This window comes from Desulfosporosinus sp. FKB (genome assembly GCF_002196705.1).
Taxonomy (GTDB): domain Bacteria; phylum Bacillota; class Desulfitobacteriia; order Desulfitobacteriales; family Desulfitobacteriaceae; genus Desulfosporosinus.
The window spans coordinates 25950-48644 of the sequence record NZ_NADJ01000025.1; the positions used below are offsets into that span (position 1 = coordinate 25950).

Annotated in this window: 22 protein-coding genes and 1 riboswitch; of the genes, 3 read left to right on the plus strand and 19 right to left on the minus strand. The window is 43.5% G+C overall.

Going from position 1 to position 22695, the window contains the following annotated elements; genetic code table 11:
- Positions 1–143: 143 nt before the first annotated feature.
- From purC to B5Y67_RS07475, 6 genes are all read right to left on the minus strand, one after another.
- Positions 144–863 (minus strand): phosphoribosylaminoimidazolesuccinocarboxamide synthase, encoded by a 720-nt coding sequence (gene purC, locus B5Y67_RS07450; protein ID WP_088225822.1) that lies wholly within the window; start codon positions 861–863, stop codon positions 144–146.
- A gap of 82 nt (positions 864–945) precedes the next feature.
- Positions 946–2241 (minus strand): adenylosuccinate lyase, encoded by a 1296-nt coding sequence (gene purB / locus B5Y67_RS07455; protein ID WP_088225823.1) that lies wholly within the window; start codon positions 2239–2241, stop codon positions 946–948.
- A gap of 28 nt (positions 2242–2269) precedes the next feature.
- Positions 2270–2767 (minus strand): 5-(carboxyamino)imidazole ribonucleotide mutase, encoded by a 498-nt coding sequence (gene purE, locus B5Y67_RS07460; protein ID WP_088225824.1) that lies wholly within the window; start codon positions 2765–2767, stop codon positions 2270–2272.
- 150 nt (positions 2768–2917) lie between these two features.
- Positions 2918–3019, minus strand: a riboswitch (purine riboswitch).
- 227 nt (positions 3020–3246) lie between these two features.
- The gene (locus B5Y67_RS07465; RefSeq protein ID WP_088225825.1) at positions 3247–4062 is read right to left on the minus strand and encodes a 3'-5' exonuclease; all 816 of its coding nucleotides are present in this window, start codon (positions 4060–4062) and stop codon (positions 3247–3249) included.
- Between the two features lie 306 nt (positions 4063–4368).
- The gene (locus B5Y67_RS07470) at positions 4369–4539 is read right to left on the minus strand and encodes an aspartyl-phosphate phosphatase Spo0E family protein (RefSeq protein ID WP_088225826.1); all 171 of its coding nucleotides are present in this window, start codon (positions 4537–4539) and stop codon (positions 4369–4371) included.
- Between the two features lie 293 nt (positions 4540–4832).
- Entirely contained in the window at positions 4833–5417 is a 585-nt protein-coding gene (locus tag B5Y67_RS07475) for a hypothetical protein (protein ID WP_088225827.1), read from the minus strand.
- Between the two features lie 221 nt (positions 5418–5638).
- Between B5Y67_RS07475 and B5Y67_RS25260 the strand changes: the two genes are divergently transcribed.
- The 3 genes from B5Y67_RS25260 to B5Y67_RS07485 all read left to right on the plus strand — a co-directional run bounded on the left by B5Y67_RS25260 (position 5639) and on the right by B5Y67_RS07485 (position 7197).
- Entirely contained in the window at positions 5639–5797 is a 159-nt protein-coding gene (locus B5Y67_RS25260) for a hypothetical protein (RefSeq protein ID WP_170932624.1), read from the plus strand.
- 173 nt (positions 5798–5970) lie between these two features.
- Positions 5971–6486: a CBO0543 family protein gene (locus B5Y67_RS25265; protein WP_088225828.1), complete on the plus strand. Its 516-nt coding sequence runs from the start codon at positions 5971–5973 to the stop codon at positions 6484–6486.
- A gap of 84 nt (positions 6487–6570) precedes the next feature.
- A complete protein-coding gene (locus B5Y67_RS07485; protein WP_088225829.1) occupies positions 6571–7197 on the plus strand; it encodes a hypothetical protein in 627 nt (208 codons plus the stop codon).
- Between the two features lie 109 nt (positions 7198–7306).
- On the opposite strand, the gene eutC is transcribed toward B5Y67_RS07485, so the two are convergent.
- From eutC to B5Y67_RS07550, 13 genes are all read right to left on the minus strand, one after another.
- Positions 7307–8128 carry an ethanolamine ammonia-lyase subunit EutC gene (eutC, locus tag B5Y67_RS07490; RefSeq protein ID WP_088225830.1) on the minus strand — a complete coding sequence of 274 codons (822 nt, stop codon included), beginning with the start codon at positions 8126–8128 and terminating at the stop codon, positions 7307–7309.
- Between the two features lie 41 nt (positions 8129–8169).
- Positions 8170–9534 carry an ethanolamine ammonia-lyase subunit EutB gene (locus B5Y67_RS07495; protein WP_088225831.1) on the minus strand — a complete coding sequence of 455 codons (1365 nt, stop codon included), beginning with the start codon at positions 9532–9534 and terminating at the stop codon, positions 8170–8172.
- 33 nt (positions 9535–9567) lie between these two features.
- Complete coding sequence (locus B5Y67_RS07500) at positions 9568–10977, minus strand: ethanolamine ammonia-lyase reactivating factor EutA (protein WP_088225832.1); 1410 nt, start codon at positions 10975–10977, stop codon at positions 9568–9570.
- A 156-nt stretch (positions 10978–11133) separates the two neighbouring features.
- Complete coding sequence (locus tag B5Y67_RS07505) at positions 11134–11748, minus strand: response regulator (RefSeq protein WP_088225833.1); 615 nt, start codon at positions 11746–11748, stop codon at positions 11134–11136.
- Between the two features lie 15 nt (positions 11749–11763).
- Positions 11764–13191, minus strand: coding sequence for a histidine kinase N-terminal domain-containing protein (locus B5Y67_RS07510; protein ID WP_088225834.1), 1428 nt, complete (start codon positions 13189–13191; stop codon positions 11764–11766).
- A 158-nt stretch (positions 13192–13349) separates the two neighbouring features.
- Positions 13350–14885 (minus strand): amino acid permease, encoded by a 1536-nt coding sequence (locus B5Y67_RS07515; protein ID WP_088225835.1) that lies wholly within the window; start codon positions 14883–14885, stop codon positions 13350–13352.
- A gap of 328 nt (positions 14886–15213) precedes the next feature.
- Entirely contained in the window at positions 15214–16746 is a 1533-nt protein-coding gene (guaA, locus tag B5Y67_RS07520; protein WP_088225836.1) for a glutamine-hydrolyzing GMP synthase, read from the minus strand.
- Positions 16747–16769: 23 nt separating this feature from the next.
- Positions 16770–17312, minus strand: coding sequence for a hypoxanthine phosphoribosyltransferase (gene hpt / locus B5Y67_RS07525; protein WP_088225837.1), 543 nt, complete (start codon positions 17310–17312; stop codon positions 16770–16772).
- Positions 17313–17519: 207 nt separating this feature from the next.
- Entirely contained in the window at positions 17520–18182 is a 663-nt protein-coding gene (locus B5Y67_RS07530) for a hypothetical protein (protein ID WP_088225838.1), read from the minus strand.
- Between the two features lie 128 nt (positions 18183–18310).
- Positions 18311–19705: an MFS transporter gene (locus tag B5Y67_RS07535; RefSeq protein WP_088225839.1), complete on the minus strand. Its 1395-nt coding sequence runs from the start codon at positions 19703–19705 to the stop codon at positions 18311–18313.
- 442 nt (positions 19706–20147) lie between these two features.
- On the minus strand, positions 20148–20927 hold the full coding sequence (gene trpA / locus B5Y67_RS07540; RefSeq protein ID WP_088225840.1) for a tryptophan synthase subunit alpha: 780 nt from the start codon (positions 20925–20927) through the stop codon (positions 20148–20150).
- On the minus strand, positions 20920–22104 hold the full coding sequence (gene trpB, locus B5Y67_RS07545; RefSeq protein ID WP_088225841.1) for a tryptophan synthase subunit beta: 1185 nt from the start codon (positions 22102–22104) through the stop codon (positions 20920–20922). The genes trpA and trpB overlap by 8 nt, the downstream gene beginning before the upstream one ends.
- Positions 22097–22693: a phosphoribosylanthranilate isomerase gene (locus B5Y67_RS07550; protein ID WP_088225842.1), complete on the minus strand. Its 597-nt coding sequence runs from the start codon at positions 22691–22693 to the stop codon at positions 22097–22099. The genes trpB and B5Y67_RS07550 overlap by 8 nt, the downstream gene beginning before the upstream one ends.
- Between the last annotated feature and the right edge of the window lie 2 nt (positions 22694–22695).

Consider the following 22695-nt stretch of genomic DNA (forward strand, 5'->3'; position numbering starts at 1 on the left):
CTGTCCCCCCTTTAATTAGTGAGACAAGGCGAAAAGCCTTTAACTCGTTAACTTATAGGTTAACTGGATTAACAAGCTCTTCGCCGCCCTCCTCAACAAACAGAATACCTTTGTCGTGACCTTACAGGTTTTGAAAATTTCCCTTAAGCGGATGCCAGAACCTCTTTAACCCTGCGGAAGACTTCCTGATAGGCCTCTTCAACTTGCCCAAGGTCGCGGCGAAAACGATCCTTATCCAACTTTTCCCGAGTTTTTATGTCCCAATATCGACATGTATCCGGGGATATCTCATCACCTAAAAGGACTTGTCCGTTGCTTATCCCAAATTCCAATTTGAAATCAATCAGATCAATGCCTGCCTTGACGAGAATATTACGCAATATTTCGTTGATCTTCAGCCCCATAGCCTGAATCTCCTTGGCAACCTCCAGCTTTGCCCATCCCATAGCCGCAACATGAGATTCGTTGACCATCGGATCTCCCAAAGCGTCATCTTTATAATATAATTCCACAACAGGTTGAGAGAGGACAAATCCCTCTTCCACTCCGAGACGTTTTGACAAACTTCCTGCCACAATATTGCGGACAACAACTTCGAGGGGAACCATATCCAAACGCCGTACGAGCATATCCCGCTGCCCAAGCAAACGTACAAAGTGAGTAGGAATTCCTGCTTTTTCAATTTCCGCAAAGAAAAGAGCTGAAAGCTGGTTGTTAACTTCTCCTTTATCCGCGATCTGTCCCTTTTTTTCACCATTGAACGCTGTGGCATCATCTTTATAAGCCACCCAAAAATAATCCTTTTCATCCGTTTCATAGACTTTCTTAGCTTTTCCCTCATATTTCAGCGCTAATTTTTCCATTGTTGTTACCCCTTTTCAATTTTTTTATTAGATAATAAGCCAACACTAACAGGTGCTTTGCCACGATACATATTCGTTCCCTTTAAACGAGCCCTAAACGTGCAAATATATCTCCTACATGTTTGGTGTGATAGTCATAGTCAAATAAGTTATCAATCTCTTCTTCACGCAGATATTCTCTGATGCCTTTGTCCCGACCGACTAAATTTTTAAATTGTTCCTTCGTATTCCAAGCTTCAAGGGCATTGCGCTGAACCATTGCATAGGCGTTTTCACGGCTAACTCCCTTTCCCACTAAAGCCAGCATTACACGTTGTGAGAAAATCAATCCAAATCCTTTATCAATATTGATTTTCATTTGCTCGGGGAAAACTTGCAAACGATCGATTAACTGAACCATTTTATGAAGCATGTAATAAAGGGCCAGGGTACTGTCCGGCAAAATCATCCGTTCCGCCGAAGAATGGGAGATATCCCGTTCATGCCACAAGGCAACATTTTCCAGGGCCACTTGAGCATTTGCCCGCACAACTCTGGCCATACCACAGATCCGTTCCGGAGTAATGGGGTTCTTTTTATGCGGCATGGCTGACGACCCTTTTTGCCCTTTGCCGAAGGCCTCCTCAACCTCATGAACGTCCGTTCTCTGTAAGTTGCGGATTTCGGTAGCCATCTTGTCAAGAGAACTGGCAATCCCCGCCAGAGTCGTCATATAGAAAGCGTGACGGTCACGCTGAAGGATTTGAGTGGAAATCAAGGCAGGTTTTAAATTGAGCGTTTGGCAGACATGGGCTTCAACTTGTGGGTCCACATTGGCAAAGGTACCAACTGCACCCGAGATTTTCCCAACGCGAACTTCTTCACGAGCGATACTCAAGCGGTTTTTTTGACGCCGGATTTCATCATACCAAAGTGCAAACTTCAAGCCTAAGGTAATGGGCTCAGCATGAATTCCATGTGTTCGTCCCATCATCAGAGTGTCCCGGTGTTCGATTGCCCTGCGGCGGAGAACTGTCTCCAAGGCCTCCATCTTAGATAGCAGTAGATCCGTTGCTTCAACCATCTGCAGGGATAAAGCCGTATCGAGAATATCGGATGAGGTTAAGCCCAGATGAATATACTTGGCTTCATCGCCTACATTCTCAGCCACATTGGTTAAAAACGCCAAAACATCATGTTGAGTCACTTCTTCCAACGCTTGAACCCGTTCCCATGTGAAGGATGCCTTTTCTCGGATTACCTCAACAGCTTCATTAGGGATCCTGCCAAGTTTTGCCCAACCTTCACAGGCGGCAATTTCGATGTTCAACCACAGAGAAAGTCGGTGTTCGTCTGTCCAAATTTCTCCCATTTCAGGAAGTGTATATCGGTCAATCAAAGTGGAATCTCCTTTCTATTTCTCTACTTCAACCTTCGATTAATTTCTTTTGCAAAGCCTCATCCTTGGCTGCAATATCCGCTGCCATCTTCGCCCGGTAGTCCTTAATCTTTGCTCTTAAAGCACTATTTTCTGTTGCTAATATTTGAACTGCGAGCAAAGCCGCATTTCGAGCAGCGCCAATTCCAACGGTGGCAACCGGTATTCCGGGAGGCATCTGAACAATGGCATAGAGAGCGTCGACGCCATTCAAGGGGCCGCTGTTCATTGGGACACCAATCACGGGTAAGGTGGTTGACCCCGCAATCACTCCAGGCAAATGAGCTGCCAACCCTGCACCTGCAATAATGAGTTTCCCTCCTTGATTCTCAAAAACTTTGACCCAATCAAGAGTTCGTTCTAAGGTTCTATGAGCTGAAGAAATCTTTACTTCAAAGCCCACCTCAAATTGCCTTAGGATTTTAAGCGCATCTTCCATCACCTTGTAGTCTGAATCACTTCCCATAATGACTCCGATCAGATTCAAAGAAATCCCTCACTTCCATGAAAATCAAAGCCCAGTCGAGTAAATTTCCCCCTTAAAAAGAAAGAGTGAAACCTACCCGCCTGGGCTTTTATCCCTTCGGTGTAATTTGATCCTGCAATCAAATCTGTACCACTCGGACAATCTGATTGCCCTAGGTACACTTTCGCTCATAGTCAGACCATTTACGGCAGTCTGGTAGAAACTTGCGGACCATATCTCCGCTATTATATGAACTCGTATGTATTTGTTACGTTCATTGTACAAGAAGGAACTATAAAGGTCAATAACAAATTCGAACAATATTTAATGTTTTGTATGTAACGTTCGAATTACACGTTTTGCTTAACTCTTTTTCCGCAGCAATGTTCAAATAAGTTGAAAACAGACCATCTGTCAAAGAACCGTAAGAAAGCAAAGAAGCTGCACGACTTTTAAAAAGTCAATTACAGCCTCATCTAACCTTAAGGTTTATGCCCTTATTAACTATCTCTTTTATAAATACTATCTTTGCAACTTATCGTAAATTCTCCGTCTTTATTTATAATCCTGGCAACGTGTTTTATGGGAATCTTGCATTGATGACAATACCCATGAGCAAAATACTTTTTAGATTTACTCGCTTCCTTGATTTTTTCCACGCTATTTCCACATTCAGGACAGTAAATGACTGTTTGACTTAGTAAGCCTTTTAATTCATTAACCTTTAGTTCATTTTCCCGCTGTACCTTTTCCCAATTAATAATAGCTTCTTGAGAAAAATCATAAACCTTTCTGAAAATATCCACTGTGTAGGCAGCATCACTAAACGCATCATGGAAAGGCAATTCCTTTGCGATTTCTAAGCCATCCACGGCGCTCTCCAGGCTCGGTTGTTGATGCAAGCCTTCAAACTTCATATATATTTTTTGAATGTCTATATACTTATTGAAGAATTTCGCATCGACACCAAAAAAGGAGCAATTTTCTCGTAATCCCAGGATATCATCCTGCCCCCAAGAACATAAAACGGCTTCATTTCCGACCCAGGCTTCAAAGCTTTCCATGGCTTCCATAAAAGGCCTTCTTGGAATGATTTTGCTTGTGTTGATGTTTGTCTTTCTCTTTACATAAGGATTTAATCGTTTATAAACAAAGGGCTTGATTAATAAGTTAAACTCATCAATTTTCTCTAATTGATCATTCAGTTTTAGGGCACCAATCTGTATAATTTCATTTTTTAAAGCAGGGTTTGCTAAATCTCCCTCTTTAAAGCGAAAAAACATATTAAATTCCAAATCAAAAACAATGTAATTCATACGCCCCTCCTGCACTATAACTCTATTATAATCCCTCCTTACCATAAACGCACTCACGTAATCTTACCAAATCTGCAAAAGTTAAATCTTATTCTGCGAAATAAGTACCATGGCTCACAAATTAATGGCCATGAAGAAGAGGTCAAAACAAAAAGCCATCAAAAAATGACGGCTCAATTGTGAACCTACGCTAACGCTTAGAGATGGGAGACTTCTTGCCTCACCAGGTTAAAACTATAACTACATTTCAGACCATAATTATATAACTATAACTATATAACTATAACTCTAGCTATGGCTGTGTATTTACCAAAAACTAAGCTGTTCCATAGAAGTAATCCGCTGGTACTGGTTCAATAATCTATCTAATTGCTGACTAACCTCGACAACTTCACTATCAATTAATTCCCGATTGAGACCAAATTTGTTGAGTCTTCTGCGTAAAACCTCAATTCTTTTCAAAAGTTTCTTTTCCACTTGGATTCCTCCCGAAAAGTCTTTTCAGTAAGAATTGTATTGTTTTTTTGCTGAAATGACAAGAATAAATTATCCAATTTTAGGTAAATTATTGTCGAACGGATAGCTTAATCTGTTGTTTATCCCAACTAATGGTTACATGTTTTAGGAACCAAAAATGCTCCCTCATAGTAGGGATGTTTACCTGCTATTAAGGAGCATACTATAGGATCATATATTTCAGCGAGAAGACTCCCATCCTTCTGCGAAAACAGTGTTTTCGTTCTAAACGAAATGTAGGTGGGGGAGGTTTACTACTTATTCAAAGAATCTAATACTTGTTGATACAATTGCTGTGGATTAAATGTACCTCGTTGCCCGCCGGCTTTGCGTTGGGAATTCGACCCATTAGCAGTACTGCTTTGGTTATTTTGAGTTTGGCTTTGACTATTTGCGTTTTGATTGTTCCCTTTAGAAGGTCTTTGCGGAGCCGATTTTAGTTCGGTTTTTTGTTGATCAGTAAATACAGCATTGATAGCATCAGCTTGCTGCTGTAAAAAATCCTGACTTGGACTCGTAGTCTTAATCAATTCTTGCAGAATGGGTTTGAGTTTATTCTTCTGGTCACTCGTTAATGGGTTTTGTTGGCTATTTTCTAAACGACGAATTTCCATAGCGGCCTGTTGAGCAGGATTAATCGTTCTCTTCGTTTGAGTAGCTTGACCTTGACTTGTTTGGCCTTGAGTTGATTGGGACTGTGTCGTTGACTGATCAGAATTTGACGAACTTGCAGTAGTTGAACTGCAGCCGCTTACTCCAATCAGTGCGGCCAAAAGTAATACCCCAATTAATAATGATGGTTTTTTCCAAGCTTTTTGGACTAGGAATCGTTTCTGCATAAACTTAATATCCCCCTATTCATACAAGTTTTTCTTTTCAGCGTGGTCTTTGTTTTACGAAATTCTATCCGGCCCTATCAACCATGATATAGCATACATCGAACTTTTAATGAGATTGTGACCAAGACTTTAAGATTTTATGAAGATGAAAAAAATGTTTAAGAATAAATTTTATGGTTAGAGTAACGTTTAGCATTGTTCTTTGTAGAGGGGGCTTTAAAATGACTCGCACAGTAGCTGCCTATTGCAGAAAGTGCAAGAAGTCAACAAATTTTAGTTTCAATGGCGGTGGTTGGGAATGTCCTTCTTGCGGTTCTCATAATCCAGTAGGCGGACACGATAACTCCGAATTTCCCTATAACATTTTCAGAGATTACTAAATCTCTTTTTCATCAATCGTGATAAAGCTAAAAGACGCCTTGTCGGGCGTCTTCTTTTTGTTCCTTCGAATCAATTCATAAATGACTTTAACCAAGTTACTAAGCAAAGGGAGAATAAAAACGCAATATATGTTAATAATATTCAAAAAATATTTTTCCTATTTGGAGGAATCATGGTATTACGAGTAGTTATGGGTATTATTTATAGTTTTATAGCCTATAAACTTGGAAATTTCAGAAATTGGAGAAACTATTACTCAACAATTGAGTTTTGGATCATAGGTAATTTAATCTCTTTATTTCTTACATATAATTATCCTCTTTGGGAATTAACGTCTCCCGGAGAAAAGATTACGTTTAATGAACTAATTTTTTGTGTATTTGTCTTTCCATTCGCAGGACTAATATATTTAGCAAATTATCCCCAAAAGGCAATTTGTTTACAACGAATTTGTTATATTATCTTTTGGATTTCATATTTCTCTGTATTTGAGTTAATTTTAGGCTTTTTCGGTTATCTTAAATATAGTCATGGATGGGACATCGTCTGGTCCGTTATTTTCAACTCTTGTATGTTTCCATTAATGCGGATTCATTATAAACATCCGCCTTGGGCTTGGGGACTTGCAACAGTAATAGGCGTCAGTATTATTATTTATTTCAGAATCCCAGTCAGCGCCATGAAATAATCGAAACAAAACTATGAAATCTACTTAACGAGGCTTTTTTGGGATTTGTAAGACATTTTGAGAGTGAAGAAAGGAGAAGATTCTATGAATAATTCAAGGCTGATAAAACTTTTCAAGTTTATAACAAGAGGCCTGCAACTCAAGGATTCGATAGCTATAGGTCTCTTTGGAGGTTTAATCGGAACACTATTTATTGATGTATCCAATTTTATCTTATGGAAAAAGAATCGGACTGAAATGCTTTATGCCCATTTAGGTGCCTCCATGTTTATGAGGCCCTACCGAACAAACCAGAAAAAGAACATAATAATCGGTCAATTTTTTCATTTGATAACAGGAGCAACTTTAGGTTTACCTCTATTTTATATCCTTAAAAAGACCGGCAGGGATTACCTGATTCTTAAAGGTGGTTTTTGCGGTTTGTTGACATGGGGAACCTTATATTCTTTTGGCATAAAAAAAGGATTCTACTCAGCTAAACCTCATTTAACGAAAACACATTATTCCTACCTATTTCACAACTTTCTTTATGGTATAACATCCGCTCTCTCAATGGTGTGGTTAGCTCATCCATCAGTATTCCCTTCTGCTCAGGCTAAACAAAACGAAGATAAAATACTCTCCTCAAATTTTACTGATTCGTTATCAATTCCATCACATTTGCTTACCCAACCTTCAACAGATGTTGAAAATCACTGCGGTATTCACTAGAACATTAGATATACATTTTAATCATGAAATCTAATTTGCCGTAAAACTATAAGAACTACCCATGTTCAAAGGTAGTTCTTATAGTTTTCTTATTGTTTTACTAATTTGCTTAATAGCGGACACCGCTGGCCTTTGAGGCTAAAATTTGCTTCATAAGGCTGGCTAAATGTGCTCCAGCTTCTAGCGGAGGAATCCCTCCACGGTGGATGTTCGAAATAACGGAACGTTCCGATTCGAGCATACTTCGATGTGGTTTATAAGCCATATAAGCACTTAAGCTTTCAGCAGTACCAAGTCCGGGCCGTTCGCCTATTAATATAACCAAACTTTCGGGATGGAGTATTTCGCCGATTTCATCCATACAAGCTACTCGTCCGTATTTCACGAAGATTGGTCTTCCGATAATGAATCCATAATGGGCTAGTCCTTGCATTAAGGCAGGCAAGAGATCGGGGATATTGGCCCCAATTGCTTTTGAACTTAGACCGTCCGCAACGACAACTTGAACCTGACAAGCTGCAGTACCTCCCTTAGTTAATGTTTCTCTGGCTTCAAGGCTTAGCTTCCTGCCCAAATCCGGCCGAGTCAAATACTGCTCTTTATTCTCCACCTGAGTCTGAATTGGAAGCAGGCCATGAGCAGAGGCAAACTCTTCCGGAACCATACCCAACACAGAATCCTGGGCCAAAGCATGATCAGCCCGAAAACGCAGCATAGTCCTGGTGAGAGGCCTAGTCCCAGTGCGCCACACCCCGATACGTGCCGGAGTGAGGTGCATCATTTCCCGATAAAGGGATTCGTCTGCAGGCTGCGGAACCAACAGCTGTTCTTGAATATTAATCTTCGCCAGATCAGGCAAAACCTGATCTATCTTTTCTCTTTCTTCCTTTCTTTCCTTGAGCAAGGCAACAGTCTCATAAGGATTTTGCATGACATTCTCCTCCAAAATGCTGTCAATATTTTTGGGCTGTGTTATTTTAGAAAAAGGCTGGCATCGCCGGCACGGGCAGTGAGTTTTCCATTGACCATGATCTCATGTTTTTCCAGCCAAGCTTCAAATTCCGGCAGGGGGTGCAGGTTAAACATCTCCCGCAAGCTGGCGACATCATGGAAGCTAGTACACTGGTAATTCAACATAACATCGTCACCCATGGGAATTCCCATAAAATACGCACAGCCGGCAGCGGTTAACAAGGTGGCTAAATTTTCGATGTCATTTTGGTCGACTCTCATATGATTGGTATAACAAACATCAACGCCCATCGGCAAGCCGGTAAGCTTACCCATGAAATGATCTTCCAAGCCTGCCCGGGTCACTTGACGGGAGTCATATAAATATTCCGGCCCGATGAACCCGACTACAGTATTGACCAAAAACGGTTGATAATGACGGGCCAGTCCATAACAACGGGCTTCCAAGGTAAGCTGATCGGCACCATGGTGAGCTTCCGCCGAAAGTTCACTGCCCTGACCGGTTTCAAAGTACATAATGTTGGGTCCTTTTGCCCGCCCAAGTTTACGTCCTAAATCAAAAGCCTCATCGAGCAGGCCTTTGTGAATACCAAAAGCCTGATTTCCCTTTTCCGTACCGGCCAGACTTTGAAAAAGCAGGTGAATTGGGCTTCCTTCACAAATAGCCTTCATCTGTGTCGTCAAATGGGCCAGAACGCAGATTTGCGTGGGGATCTCCCATCTCTCTACAAAGTCATACAACGTACTAAGGGAACGAGCGGCAGCCGGCAAAGTATCCTCTACTGGATTTAAACCAATGACTGCATCACCGACACCATAAGATAAGCCTTCCCGAACGGAAGCGAGAATACCCTCTGGGCTGTCGGTCGGATGGTTAGGCTGCAGCCTGGAGGCCAGACATCCTTTTTGGCCAATCGTTACATTAGCATGAGCCAGATTTTCCATCTTATTGCTTGCGAGCATTAGATCAAGATTGCTCATCAGTTTCGTCACCGCAGCAACCATCTCACTGCTTAATCCGGTTCCTAATACCCTGAGTTCCACGGGCCCGACATTAGAACCAAGAATATACTCACGCAGTTCCGATACCGTCCAGCTCTTGATTTTCTGATAAACCTCTTCACGAATATCGGCGTCAATAATACGGGAAACTTCATCATCTTCTAAAGGAACGACGGGATTTTTTCGCAAATCTTCAAGGGCTATTTCCGCTAATACTTGTTTAGCGGCAAGGCGCTCAGCAGCCGAAGCAGCGGCGATTCCAGCTAACATATCACCGCTTTTTTCTTCATTGGCCTTTGCTAATACTTCTTTGACTGTGTGAAAAGCGTAAGTTTGTCCTAAGAGCCTCGCATTCAGTCTCATGTCGCTTCTCCTTTACTATACTTAGTTCAGTTCTTACTGTCCAAAGACCAGGGTTTTTACGATAAGGGGCACGGCTTCCTGACCGGGCAAAGCTTTGTTGATATCAATGTAGTCTCCGTTCTGCACAGTGATTTGGTCCAGACAAATAAGATGAAGTGGCAGGTGCGTGTGAAAGCGGATCGATTGACCCAATGCTTTGCCGATGTCGTCTTTCGTTAAAACTATCAGTGGGTCTTGGGGGAATTTAGCCAGCAGCAGAAGTAGATCTTGGGCTAAGACGTTGACTTCAGAGAAGTTCGGTTGGGGAAGAGAAGGGAGCCAATAGGCGACCGTTTCGTTTGGCGGGTATCGTAAACGGAACTCAGCCCATTTGTCGAAGCGATCCCGGCAGTCAAGTTCCAGAGGAATGACTGGCAAATTTCGCAAAGGTAAACAATGGTTATCAAAACTTGTAGTACTTCCGGAAACCTCCAGCGTATGGGTTCCTGCACCTAAAACCGTGGCATGAAGTGTTTCCGCCGCAGGAAGGAAGAGGTATTTCTTCAGAACCCGCGCCTCCTTTAAAGCCTCAGCCAAGAGCGGCCCCAGATCTCCGTGGGCAAACCAGTCTTCACTTCGAGTATTGAAATATGTTCCTACTCCTCCGCTGAACATGATTAAGGGTTCCCGTAAATCCAACCTAAGCGGAGCGGTCATCAGCAAGCGGGAGCCAAGGTAATCAAGGTCTTCAGCAAGGAGAACCTGGTCCAAAATATCTACCATCCTGCGCACAACCGGCATGAGGCGTTCTTTGTCTACAGGATCACCAACCTTGAGGGGGTCGCCGAGGTCCGAGAGAATTGCAGCCGCAGCAGGGGCGATATAGCGGACTTTATGGTTATAAGGGTCTATTTCAATCAATCGTCCCCCAATATTCAGACATGAAGTGCTTTGAATCCGTTCCCGCTCAAAGACTACAATATTGGCCGTACCACCGCCAATATCGACATTAATCACGCACCTGCCCAAGGTCTTGGCCAATTGGTAAGCTCCCGACCCTTTGCCGGCGATCACACTCTCCAGATCAGGTCCGGCAGTAGCGGTTACGAAATCTCCTGCGTATCCGGCCAAAGAATGAATAATTTCCTCGGCATTTTCCTTTTTAGCAGACTCTCCTGTGATAATTACCGCTCCGGTATCAATCTCTTCCGGCTTAAAACCGGCTCGATCGTACTCCGTAGCTACAATCTTGCGCAAGGCCGATGCATCTACATGCAGCCGATCGACGAAAGGAGTAAAATAGACCGGACTAATAAAGATAGGGATCTTGGCTGTAATACAAAAGTGCGGAATCGCGGTAAGCGGAGCAGTATTTTCAATCGTCAGGTGACTGATTACAAGCTGGGTTGTGGAAGTCCCGATATCGATGCCAACACTTAAAAGGCGTTCTGAGTTGTGAATCATGGCTGGCCTCCTTTATGCAAAGAAAACTTAGCTGGCGCTCGAAGACACTGTCTTCGCACGAATTAACCCTTCTTGCAGCCTCTGGCGAAAGCGGCAGGTTAGTTGCGCTTATGCTTATTTACCCAAGCTATTTCTTTATATGGGCTATTCCCTCAGTTAAAGAGATGATGCCCGAGGTCCGGTTTTAAAGCTTCGTTCTTTGCGGGAAAGAAGCTTAAGAATTTCATCGGCTACCTGATAGAGAGGTTTGTTTTTATCCATGGCAAGTTTGGCCATGCGCCTGTATCCGGCGTCGTGGGAAATTCTCAAGCTGCGGGCATAGGCGGCACACGCCTTTTCTATGATTTTACGCTGGATCAGGGCAGTACGGGCTGTTGCCACTTCTTGATGCAGCGAGGCTATCCGTTGATGCAGGGCAAAGGCCATTTCAATGGCCGGTAAAAGTTCCCTTTCTGATACCGGTTTAACCAAGTAATTGATGGCGCCCACCTTTTTCGCACGTTCAACCATTTGCAGTTGATTGAAGGCTGTAAGCAGAAGCACGGGATAACCCAGGTCTGTAATGGCTTTCGTAGCTTCAATGCCATCCAAAACAGGCATTTTTACATCCAACAGCACCAGGTCGGGCTTCGCAGTCTGCACGAGGTCAATGGCCCGCTTACCGTTGCCTGCTTCCCCAACAACCATGTGGCCGGCATCCTCCAAGATTTCACGAATATCCATCCGGATGATTACTTCATCATCCGCGATCACAAGGCGCAGTTTGGGCATAACCTTTGACCTCCTTTACAATTCTTTAGGGAACCTAATGACAGCACATGTTCCTTGTTGCTGTTTAATAATATAAAAAGATCCATTCAATTTTTCTTCGGCGAGGATTTTCACAATTTTCAATCCCAGGTGTCCTTTTTCATCCATTTGGGGTGAAAATCCAACGCCGTCGTCTTTTATTTGCAGTTGGATTTCCGAACCACAATCCTCAATTCCCAGATAAATACTGCCATTTTCCCGTCCGGCAAAGGCATGTTTAAAAGTATTGCTGATCAGTTCATTAAGCATTAAGGAGAGAGTTGCAGCCTGGATGCTGGGCAGGATAAAAGAAATACCTACGATCCGCCAGTCAATCTTACACTCCTGTGAGCAGAGACCAGCAAAGCTCAGTTCAATGATTTTCGCACAAAGTTCTTTCAGATCCACCTCATCCATACTTTGATTGGCTAAAACGTCATAGACCATGGCCATGGAAAGAATCCGCCGAATACTGTCCGCAAAGGCATCTTTAACTAACGGATGATCGAGGCGACGCATTTGCAGGCGCAACAAACTCGCTATATTCTGCAGATTGTTCTTCACTCGATGGTGGATTTCCTGAATGGCAACGGATTTCAAAATTAGTTCTTTCTCTTTTAGCCGCAAATCTGTAATATCACTTAAAATAATTACCGCTCCCTCAACATTTCCCCTAGTTATGAGAGGAATACCTTCAATTTTTAAATATTTTTGGGCGAAGGTAGCTTCACGACTCCAAGCTCGATTATGGTCCGGAATCTCCAGAGATTCTCTGAGTTGTTGTGGAAGCGCCTGTAAGCGACAGGGAATTTCCGTTGTACCGACGGCCACCTGCAGGAGGCCGTCCGCCATATGGTTCATATATTGAATATCTCCTTGGCCATCTAAAACGATAACCCCTTCGCGCAGATGATCGGGAAAACTCGTTTTATTGACCGACACGCCCATTAATGTCCGCGCCAAATGTTCCGCCGTCTCGCTTAATAGTTCCACTTGCGCCTCCTGATTTACTTGCTCAGTGATATCACGCTCCATAATTAAGGCAGCAATGATATTTCCATGAGGATTACGAACAGGCACAACAGTTTGGGCAATGGGAATGCGTTCCTGACTCAAACCTCTAACTCCAAAACTTGGTTTTCCGGAAACAAGAGTTTGATAAACCGCCGGTTCATTAAAAGGGTGTGCCAGTTGACCAACAACAGAATGTGTATAAAGTGACCCGTTCTGAGGTTTGGCCCATTTTAAGACGACGGAATCGTAACCATTAACAGTCAAAGCATTAATAAAAATGTCGGATTCCGTCAAAGAGGCGATATAATCCAAAATTCCGCAGAGAGTTTCAATGATCTCCATATCGGCTGCCGAGAGATGAGTATGCACCTGCAACATTTGATTTAAAGAGAGACCGTTGACCTCAAGCATTTCTCCGCCTCCTGCTCATTACACTAGCTCTGAAAAAACAAAAGCCTTCAAATTCTGAACATCGTTACGGTCTGTTCAGAGTATTGAAGGCTTCGCTGCCTAAGTTTGATAATAATTTAGCGTAACTCATCCGTTGTGTCAACTTAATTCCTTCTTTATTACTTGGCGCTTACTGCTTGGGATGCGGAAGAATCCAAATCTTCGGAGTCATCAAAAGCCGACTTCGGCCCTTTGAACCAGCGGCGGACACTGATGAGATACCATGGAATGAGCAAAGCCCAAACGATTAAGAGTACAACACCGGTAAAGTTAAAGTTGGCAAAGGTTATGGGAGATTGTACAGGCAAAACAAACAAAACGCTGGCAAAAAGGACCCAAACAATAGCAATCCAGCCGACAAGTTTGCTCCAGTTACCTAAGTTCCAAGGCCCTGGCGTAAATCGTTCCGGGTGAATGTTCTTTAAAAAGACGGGGATCACATAGGCGATATAAAGACCGATAACAGCTATAGAAGTGACCGCAGCATAGACGACAGAACTGAAGAGAGCCGGAAGGGCGAGAATAAAAGCAGCTGTGATAGAAGTCAGCAGGGCGTTAATCGGAACATGTCTTCCATCGAGCTTGTACAAAAACTTGGAACCCGGCAAACCACCGTCCCTGGCAAAGGCGAAAAGCATGCGCGAGTTTGAAGTGATCGAGGCTGTGCCGCAGAAGAACTGAGCAACTATGGCGATTAGAAAGAGCAGCGTACCAAGGGTTGACCCTAAACGGGTATTTAAAATATAGAGCACGGGATTCGTGGAGTTAAGTGTATCCTTCAGTTCCGGCATAGCCACCAGCAGCGCCATAAGCAGCAAATAACCGGCAATGGCTGAGATGACGACAGCCATTAAGATCCCCCGTGGTGCCGAAAGTTCGGCTCCTTCAGTTTCCTCCGAAACGTGGGCGGAAGCATCATACCCTGTAAACGTATATGATGCCAACAATAATCCTAGAGCAAAACCATACCAGTAGGGAAAGCCTGTACTCGTGAATCGAGTAGTGAACATGAAACTGATGGGATTGGCGTGGTGTGGTGCCAAAAACATTAAAATGCCAACAATGAGAATTACACCGCCAATATGCCACCAGGCACTGATATTATTGAGCAAAGAGACCAGTCGAATTCCTCGGGAATTGATATAGGCTTGGGCTGAAAGAATTATGGCATAAGTAATCAATGTGGCAACGGAACCAGCCACTCCATCCGTAGGCAGGGCAGGTATATATTGGTTCAGCAAAGCATTGACAAAAAGCGCCAAGCCATAGTCAATCCCGGCAGTGACGGCAATTTGCCCGATCACATTAAACCAGGCTGTAAACCACCCCCAACCGGGCCCGCCCAGTTTTGACGCCCAGTAATAGAGACCTCCGGCAGTGGGGTATGCAGAAGCAATTTCCGCCATAGCAGCAGCAACCAAAATAGCGAAGAGACTGACGATGGGCCAACCGTAGACCATGGCACTGGGCCCGGCTGCACCTAGGCCAAAACCGAATAAAGTTAAGGATCCAGCCAGAACTGAAATAATCGTGAAGGAAATTGCAAAATTAGTAAACCCACTCATGGAACGGGCCAATTCTTGTTTATAGCCCAATTCTTTTAGACGCTGAGAGTCTCTTTGCAGTATCTCATTTCTTGATAATTTAATCGTCATATTTTTCACATCCTAACCTTTGAATTTACACACGTCGCTAAATTGCTTTTAGAAGCCTTCTCTTTTCCACCTCCACTTAAGTTAAATATTCTCCCATTTCAGAACTCACCTCCCTTAAATAAAAAAAGCCGCTTAATCCCGGCGATAAACCTAGGAAAAGCAGCACCTTTACTACTATTACATTGTATACAAGAACAAAAAAAGCCTTACACATGCTTTAGCACGGTAAGGCCTCATCGCCAATCGTTTATTTAATAAGCTTATTATATAGCAGATTGTGAAAAAGCGCAAGATTTTATAGCTTATAATGACTATTTTAAATGTCCATCTACTCCCACTCAATCGTTCCGGGTGGTTTGCTGGTGATATCATAAACGACGCGGTTTACCCCGCGGACTTCATTGACAATCCGTGAGGAGATGTTGTGGAGAAGGTCATAGGGCAGTCTGGCCCAATCAGCGGTCATGGCGTCTTCACTCGTCACCGCTCTTAAGATTATTGGATATTCATAAGTTCGGCCGTCTCCCATTACGCCAACGCTTTTGATGGAGGGAAGGACGGCAAAGCTTTGCCACAGATCCCGATATAAGCCTGAGCGGCGAATTTCCTCGATAATAATGGCATCCGCTTCTCGCAGAATATCTAGTTTCTCGCGGGTTACCTCACCGAGAATACGGATTGCCAGACCAGGTCCCGGGAAAGGTTGACGCCAAACGATTTCTTCACTCATGCCCAATTCCGTCCCTAATTCGCGCACTTCGTCTTTAAATAACATGCGCAGCGGTTCAACCAGCTTAAACTGCATATCCTCCGGCAGGCCGCCAACATTATGATGGCTCTTGATAGTTTCCGCTGTCTCCGTGCCGCTCTCGACAATGTCCGGATAGAGTGTCCCCTGCACCAGAAAGTCAACTTGACCGAGTTTTGCAGCCTCAGCTTCAAATACTCTAATGAACTCATTGCCGATCGCCTTACGTTTAACCTCGGGCTCAGATACTCCTTCAAGCTTGGCCATAAATCGCTCGCGAGCATCCACAAACACTAAATTAAGCTGAAACTGCTCCGTGAAAACTTTTCGGACTTGTTCCGCTTCGTTCTTGCGCATAAAACCATGATCGACAAAAACGCAGGTCAATTGGTCACCTACAGCTTTATGAACTAAAGCGGCAGCTACTGAAGAATCAACACCGCCGCTCAAGGCGCAGAGGACTCGTCCCTTTCCGACCTTAGCCCGGATCTCAGCTACTTGCAGTTCAATGAATGACTCCATAGTCCAATCCCCGGCACAGTGACAGACATCAAACAAAAATTGCTCAAGCATTTTTTGACCGTCAGGAGTATGTTTAACTTCAGGATGAAATTGAACGCCATAAAAATGGCGCGCAGAATCCATCATTGCTGCGATAGATGTATGCCCAGTATGGGCAGCAATCTCAAAGCCTTCAGGCAAAGACTTAATAGAATCGCCATGGCTCATCCAGCAAGGACGCTCCCCGCCTAAACCGGCCCATAAATCGTTTGCTTTGTCCACAGTAAGCATGGCTTTACCGTACTCACTGGCTATGGGACGTTCCACCGCACCTCCCAATTGCAGGGCCATAAGCTGCATGCCGTAGCAAATCCCCAGGATAGGAATTCCCAAGTTATAAATTTCGGGGTCCACTTTTGGAGCATTCGGCTGATTAACACTGGCAGGCCCTCCGGAAAAGATAATGCCTTTAGGCTGCCGTGCCTTTATGTCCTCGATAGACGTTTTATAAGAAATCATCTCAGAATATACATGAGCTTCACGTACTCGTCTTGCAATGAGCTGATTGTATTGCCCTCCAAAATCCAGAACTAAAACGACTTCCTTTGTCACGTTATTTCATCACCATTTCTTTGTTAATTAACTTCATAAGCTTCCTGTTTCAGAACTCCTACGTAGGGTAAATTCCGATATTCTTCATTAAAATCCAAACCGTAGCCCACAACAAATTCATCGGGAATAGCAAACCCGTTATAATCAGGAACTACTTCCACCTGCCGGCGGGCAGCCTTATCGAGCAGGGTAACCACCTTAACACTCAAAGGGTTACGAGCTTTGAGATTTTCTTTCAAGTACTTCAGGGTTAATCCGGTATCGACAATATCTTCGACCACCAAAATATGAACGTCATCCACACTACGTTCCAAATCTTTAAGAATCCGCACGACTCCAGAAGATTTTGTTGACACACCATAGCTCGATAAGGCCATAAAGTCGTAAGCCAATGGCAGCTTGATCTCACGAATAAGATCCGCCATAAAAGGGACGGCTCCTTTCAAGATCCCTAACACTAAAAGATTTTTACCTTCGTAATCCCGAGTAATCTGTGCTCCCAATTCGGCAACGCGTTTTGCTAACCCCTCCTTGGAAATCAATACCTTCCCGATATATTCTTCCACAATGGACCCCTCCACACAAAAAATCAATTAAAACTTATTTAAAAACTATACCAGAGCCTTGTCATTTCTGCAAGCGAACCTCTCCTACCTACACTTCGTTATCTCACCAGTCTTCTCGCCGCAAACAGAAAAATAAAAGCCAGGAACACCTCTCGGGTTTCCTGGCTTATGTCCTTGACTCTTTCTAAACTTTATTTTATCGCTCTTTTAAAGAGTAGGGGCCTGTATCGTTATCTTCTTTCCAATATCCCAAAACTCAAGTGTCATTGTCATAGGGTCAGATTTGGCTTTATTTTTGGCTTCGATTGTCGCTTTTACCAACGTTTTATCCGACTTTCGAATATAAAGTGTGTACTGGAAATCGGTCCAAAATTCCTCCATCATTTTATTTTGCACACTGGGCTTTAACTGGCAAACCCAAACTTTTTGTTCGTTGACCTTCCCTTGACCGCTAAGCACCACCTCACCAAGTTCTTTCATTTGTAATGAAGATAGGGGGTCGAGCTCCGCCAGAAAGACTTCTTCTGCAGCCTGCCCGTTAGCAAATTTAATCCATTTTTTGCTAAAGGGATCTTTGCTGAACGTTGATTTGCCGATTTTGATCAGCTCAACTTCGCTTCCCGTCAATTCTCCTAAAATCCTAGTGTTTCCTCCGGTTTTTTCCCCCTGTACTCGGGCAAGAACCCGATCTTTTCCTTCAACCCATTGATGCTGGGTCAAACTGTAGCGAAAAGAGGGCGCAGCATTTAATTTTTCCAAGCCGTGTGTTACCAGCTTAGTAGGGTCTGGCGGCCAATTAAGCCATCCTATGATACCCCCCAACAACACGATACTGATCCCAATGAGAAACCATAATCCCCTTTTCTTCATAACATGCCCCCCTGGCGGAGTTCTTACCTACTAATATGTAACTTCAGCTTGCCTTATTCCTAGGCATTAAGAATTCCCACTTTTTAAAATATCAAGAATCCGCTCAAGTTATCAGTCAGAGGCAAAGGCTACTCAAGGGGAGATTTTATCCTTTTTCCTCTTGCTAAGGAGGCAAAGGTACCGATCAAACAAAGAAAACTAAAGACAATGAAACTGTTTTTCGAGCTTTTTAGGAAACTTGTCACGTAATACGGGGAATCAAGAGTCATATCCTTCATGTCTAAGGAAGTAATTAAAGCCACTATGGTCATACTTAATGTTTGACCCAGCAACCTCATGGTTCCCAGAGTTGAGGAGGCTACTCCATAAAGGGACCGTTCAACAGAGCTCATTACAGCATTAGTATTAGGAGAGGAAAAGAGGGCAAAACCGAGTCCGATGAAGGCCAGATTAAGAACAATAAGCAAAATAGACGTATTCTTAAGCAAAAAAACGAATGAAAACAAGCCTAAGGTTGTTATACCCATGCCTAAAGAAGCGAGGATCTGAGAATTGATTCGATCCGATAAACGGCCAGCCAAAGGAGAAAGAAAAGCCATAATAATGGGCTGAGACAAAAGAATTAAACCTGACTGAGATATTTCAACGTTTTGGACATTTTGCAGATATATTGACATGAGGTAAACCAAAGCGAACGTCGCGCTGTAGTTAATAAGGGCAGCAAGGTTGGAAAAGGTAAAGGAACGATTGCTGAGAAACAAGCCCATGGGCAGAAGAGGATATGATAGTTTATTTTCATAGATAACAAAGGCAGCCAAAAGCAGAAGCCCGCAGGCAAAGGCAATCATATAGTTGTATCCTGCAGCAATATCAGATAATCCATAAAGGAAAAGCAAAATGCCAAGTATCCACAGAATACTCCCCCATTTATCCAGGTTTTCATGATCTGCTCCAATCCATTCCCCGGATAGTTTGGTTAAAGTCAAACCAAGAATTACCAAAGAAATCACAAAATTTAAGAGAAATATCCCGCGCCAGCTGATGGTGCTGCAGATGAATCCTCCCAGGACGGGACCTAAAGAGAGGCCAATATAGGTAGCTGCTGCACTTAACCCCATTGCCTTTCCCCGGTCTTTTGCCGGGACGACAGATGTTAAGATGGCCATCGAAGTACCAAAGATCATGGCACTGGCAATTCCTTGAAAAACCCTAAATACAATTAAAACGGGAAAAGAAAAAGCCAATCCGCAGCCCAAAGATGTTACAGCAAAAGCAATCATTCCCAGAATAAAAATCTTTTTGCGGCCGACAAGATCAGCTAAACGGCCAAAGGGTAATAAAAAGGCTGCCGTGGCCAACAAGTAGCTGGTTACCACCCAGTTCAGCCAGGATTGATCAACCCCGTATTCCAAAGCAATCTGGGGAATGCCAAGATTTATAGCATTACTCATAAATGGGGTGATAAAGGATGTTATCATGACGATAACCATAGTAAGCTTTACAATTGATTGATTTTCTTCCATACATAATCCCCCCAAATAGTTTTAACTATGAAGCATTATGCGGCTCCATTGAAAAATATTAATGCAATCCAGCAACGAAATTATGCCCCCGACAGTTACGAAAAATCTGCTTCAAATTGGAACCCAACAAATAAAGTTTCAACATTTTTTTGAAATATCCTACTAATTTAAACAAGGGTTATTACATTTTATATCCTGGTATCTCAAATACGGCTCTCTCTAAAAATAACAACGCTAAAGTAAGGAAGAAAACTTAGCTGGCATTCGAGACACTGTCTTCGAATTTGTTATCCTCCAACGAAAGTGGCAGGTTAGTTTGTACCTGACGCTAGAGGAATGTATACAACCGAAGTATTCGAAAATAAGAAATAACAGCCCTTTCGAGCTGTTATTTCCGTTGTATTGCCGTTATTTTAGCCGCCAAAACAAATAATATTTCTATCTAATCAATATCTCTAACCGCGTCTTTCATACTTCGAACATAGTCATAAATATGAGGACCGGCCTCTTCACCATACTTCTCAACAATTTTGACAATCGCACTGCCCACAATCACCCCATCGGTAATTTTGGCAATTTCCTCAGCCTGTTTTGGCGTATTAATACCAAAGCCTACCGCCGTAGGAACAGAACTTGATTCCCTTATAACCCCTATGATCGAACTCAAATCTGTTTTAATTTCACTTCTCATACCTGTGACACCCATGGAAGAGACCACATAAATAAAACCTGTCGCCTCCGCGGCAATCTGTTTAATGCGTTGTTCCGAAGTGGGGGCGATTAAGGAAATCACGTCAACTCCAAAACCAGCGGCAATTTCAGTCAGCTCACCTTTTTCTTCATAAGGCAGATCAGGGATAATAATGCCGTCAACCCCGACTTCAGCACAGCGTTGAAAAAAGCGGGAGTACCCATAATTAAAGACGGGATTCAAATAGGTTAGAAAAACGAGAGGCACCTTAGTCTTTTGGCGCACTGAAACCACCAAGTCAAAAATTTTGTCCACGGTTGCTCCGGCTGCAAGGGCCCGGATGTTCGCCTCTTGAATAACCGGTCCCTCAGCAATGGGATCAGAGAAAGGAATACCAATTTCCACTAAATCAGCACCGCCCTGAACCATTGCCAAAATGAATTCCTCACTCTTTTCCAGTGAAGGATCTCCCCCTGTGACAAATCCGATAAAGGCTTTCCCGTTTTTAAAGGCCTCTGCAATATTACTCATAGATACTTACCCCCTTGTAGCGCGCAATCGCGGCAACATCTTTATCTCCTCGTCCTGACAAACAGATGATGATGATTTGATCCTTACTCAGATTTCCGGCAATTTTCTTGGCATGAGCCACAGCATGAGCACTTTCAATCGCACAAATAATTCCTTCAGTTCTGGCTAGATACTCAAAAGCTTCTACCGCCTCGCCATCAGTAATAGGGACATATTCCGCCCTGCCTGAATCGTGAAGATTGGCATGTTCCGGTCCTATCCCCGGATAATCGAGACCGGCGGAAATCGAATAGACCGGGGCAATTTGCCCATATTCATCCTGACAGAAGTAAGACTTCATGCCATGGAAAACCCCTAATTTTCCTTTAGCGATGGTAGCAGCATGCTTTTCCGTATTAATTCCGTGTCCCGCCGCTTCACAGCCAATTAATTTAACGCCTTCGTCAGCGATGAAATTGTAGAACATCCCCATCGCATTACTGCCGCCGCCGACACAGGCAAGCACCACATCGGGAAGTTTGCCCTCAAGTTCCAGAATCTGTTCTCTGGCCTCCTCACTGATGACGCTTTGAAAATCACGGACGATCATGGGGAAAGGATGAGGACCCATCACAGACCCTAAAACATAATGAGTATCATGAACACGTGCCGTCCACTCACGCATTGTTTCGTTTACAGCATCCTTCAAGGTCATAGTGCCGCTGGTTACCGCATGAACCTTGGCTCCCAGCAGCTCCATCCGGTAAACGTTAAGCGCTTGCCTGTCCGTATCTTCCTTACCCATAAAAATCTCACACTCTAGGCCGAGCAGGGCTGCCGCTGTAGCAGTGGCAACACCATGCTGTCCGGCCCCAGTTTCGGCAATAACGCGTGTCTTGCCCATTTTCTTAGCCATCAAAGCCTGCCCTAAAACGTTGTTGATTTTATGGGAACCGGTATGATTCAGGTCTTCACGCTTTAAATAGATTTTGGCGCCCCCTAAGTCTTTGCTCATTTTCTCGGCATAATAGAGCAGCGAAGGTCTTCCCGCATACTCGTTCAGCAGCTTTTTAAGCTCTGCCTTAAACTCGGGGTCATTCTTAAAATGTTCGTAAGCTTTTTCCAGGTTGATGATTTCATTCATCAGAGTTTCCGGGATATATTGCCCCCCGTGAATGCCGTATCTGCCTTTACTCATATCGCATTCTCCTAACTATTTCTAGAATTTTAGCCTTGTCTTTCTTCCCATCTGTCTCCACTCCGCTGCTGAGATCAACGGCAAAAGGCTTTGCTGCCCTAATTGCCTGCTCAATATTATCTGCCTTTAGTCCTCCGGCCAAAAAAAAGGGTTTTTTTACTTCTCCGACCATACTCCAGTCAAAAGTCTGACCGGTCCCGCCTGCTCCGTGATCGAGGAGTAAAAAATCGGCCGCGCTGTCCTGCATCGCCTCAATATCAACGTGTGTTTTCACATGAATTGCCTTAATTATTGGTTTAGAGGTCAAGGTTTTTAATTCCCGGATATAGGTTTCACCTTCGTTCCCATGGAGCTGAGCCATTTCAATAATATTATCATTCAAAAGTTCAGCGATCTTGGTTAACGATTCATTAACAAAGACACCCACTGGTGTGATTTCCGGACTTAGTTTCGGCCGCATGGCCTTTGCCCATTCCACAGGTATCTGTCGGCGGCTCTTGGCAAAAACAAAACCGATAAAATCTGGTTTAGCCTCATTGACAAAGTCAATATCACAATTTTGAAAGAGTCCGCAGATTTTAATTTTCATAG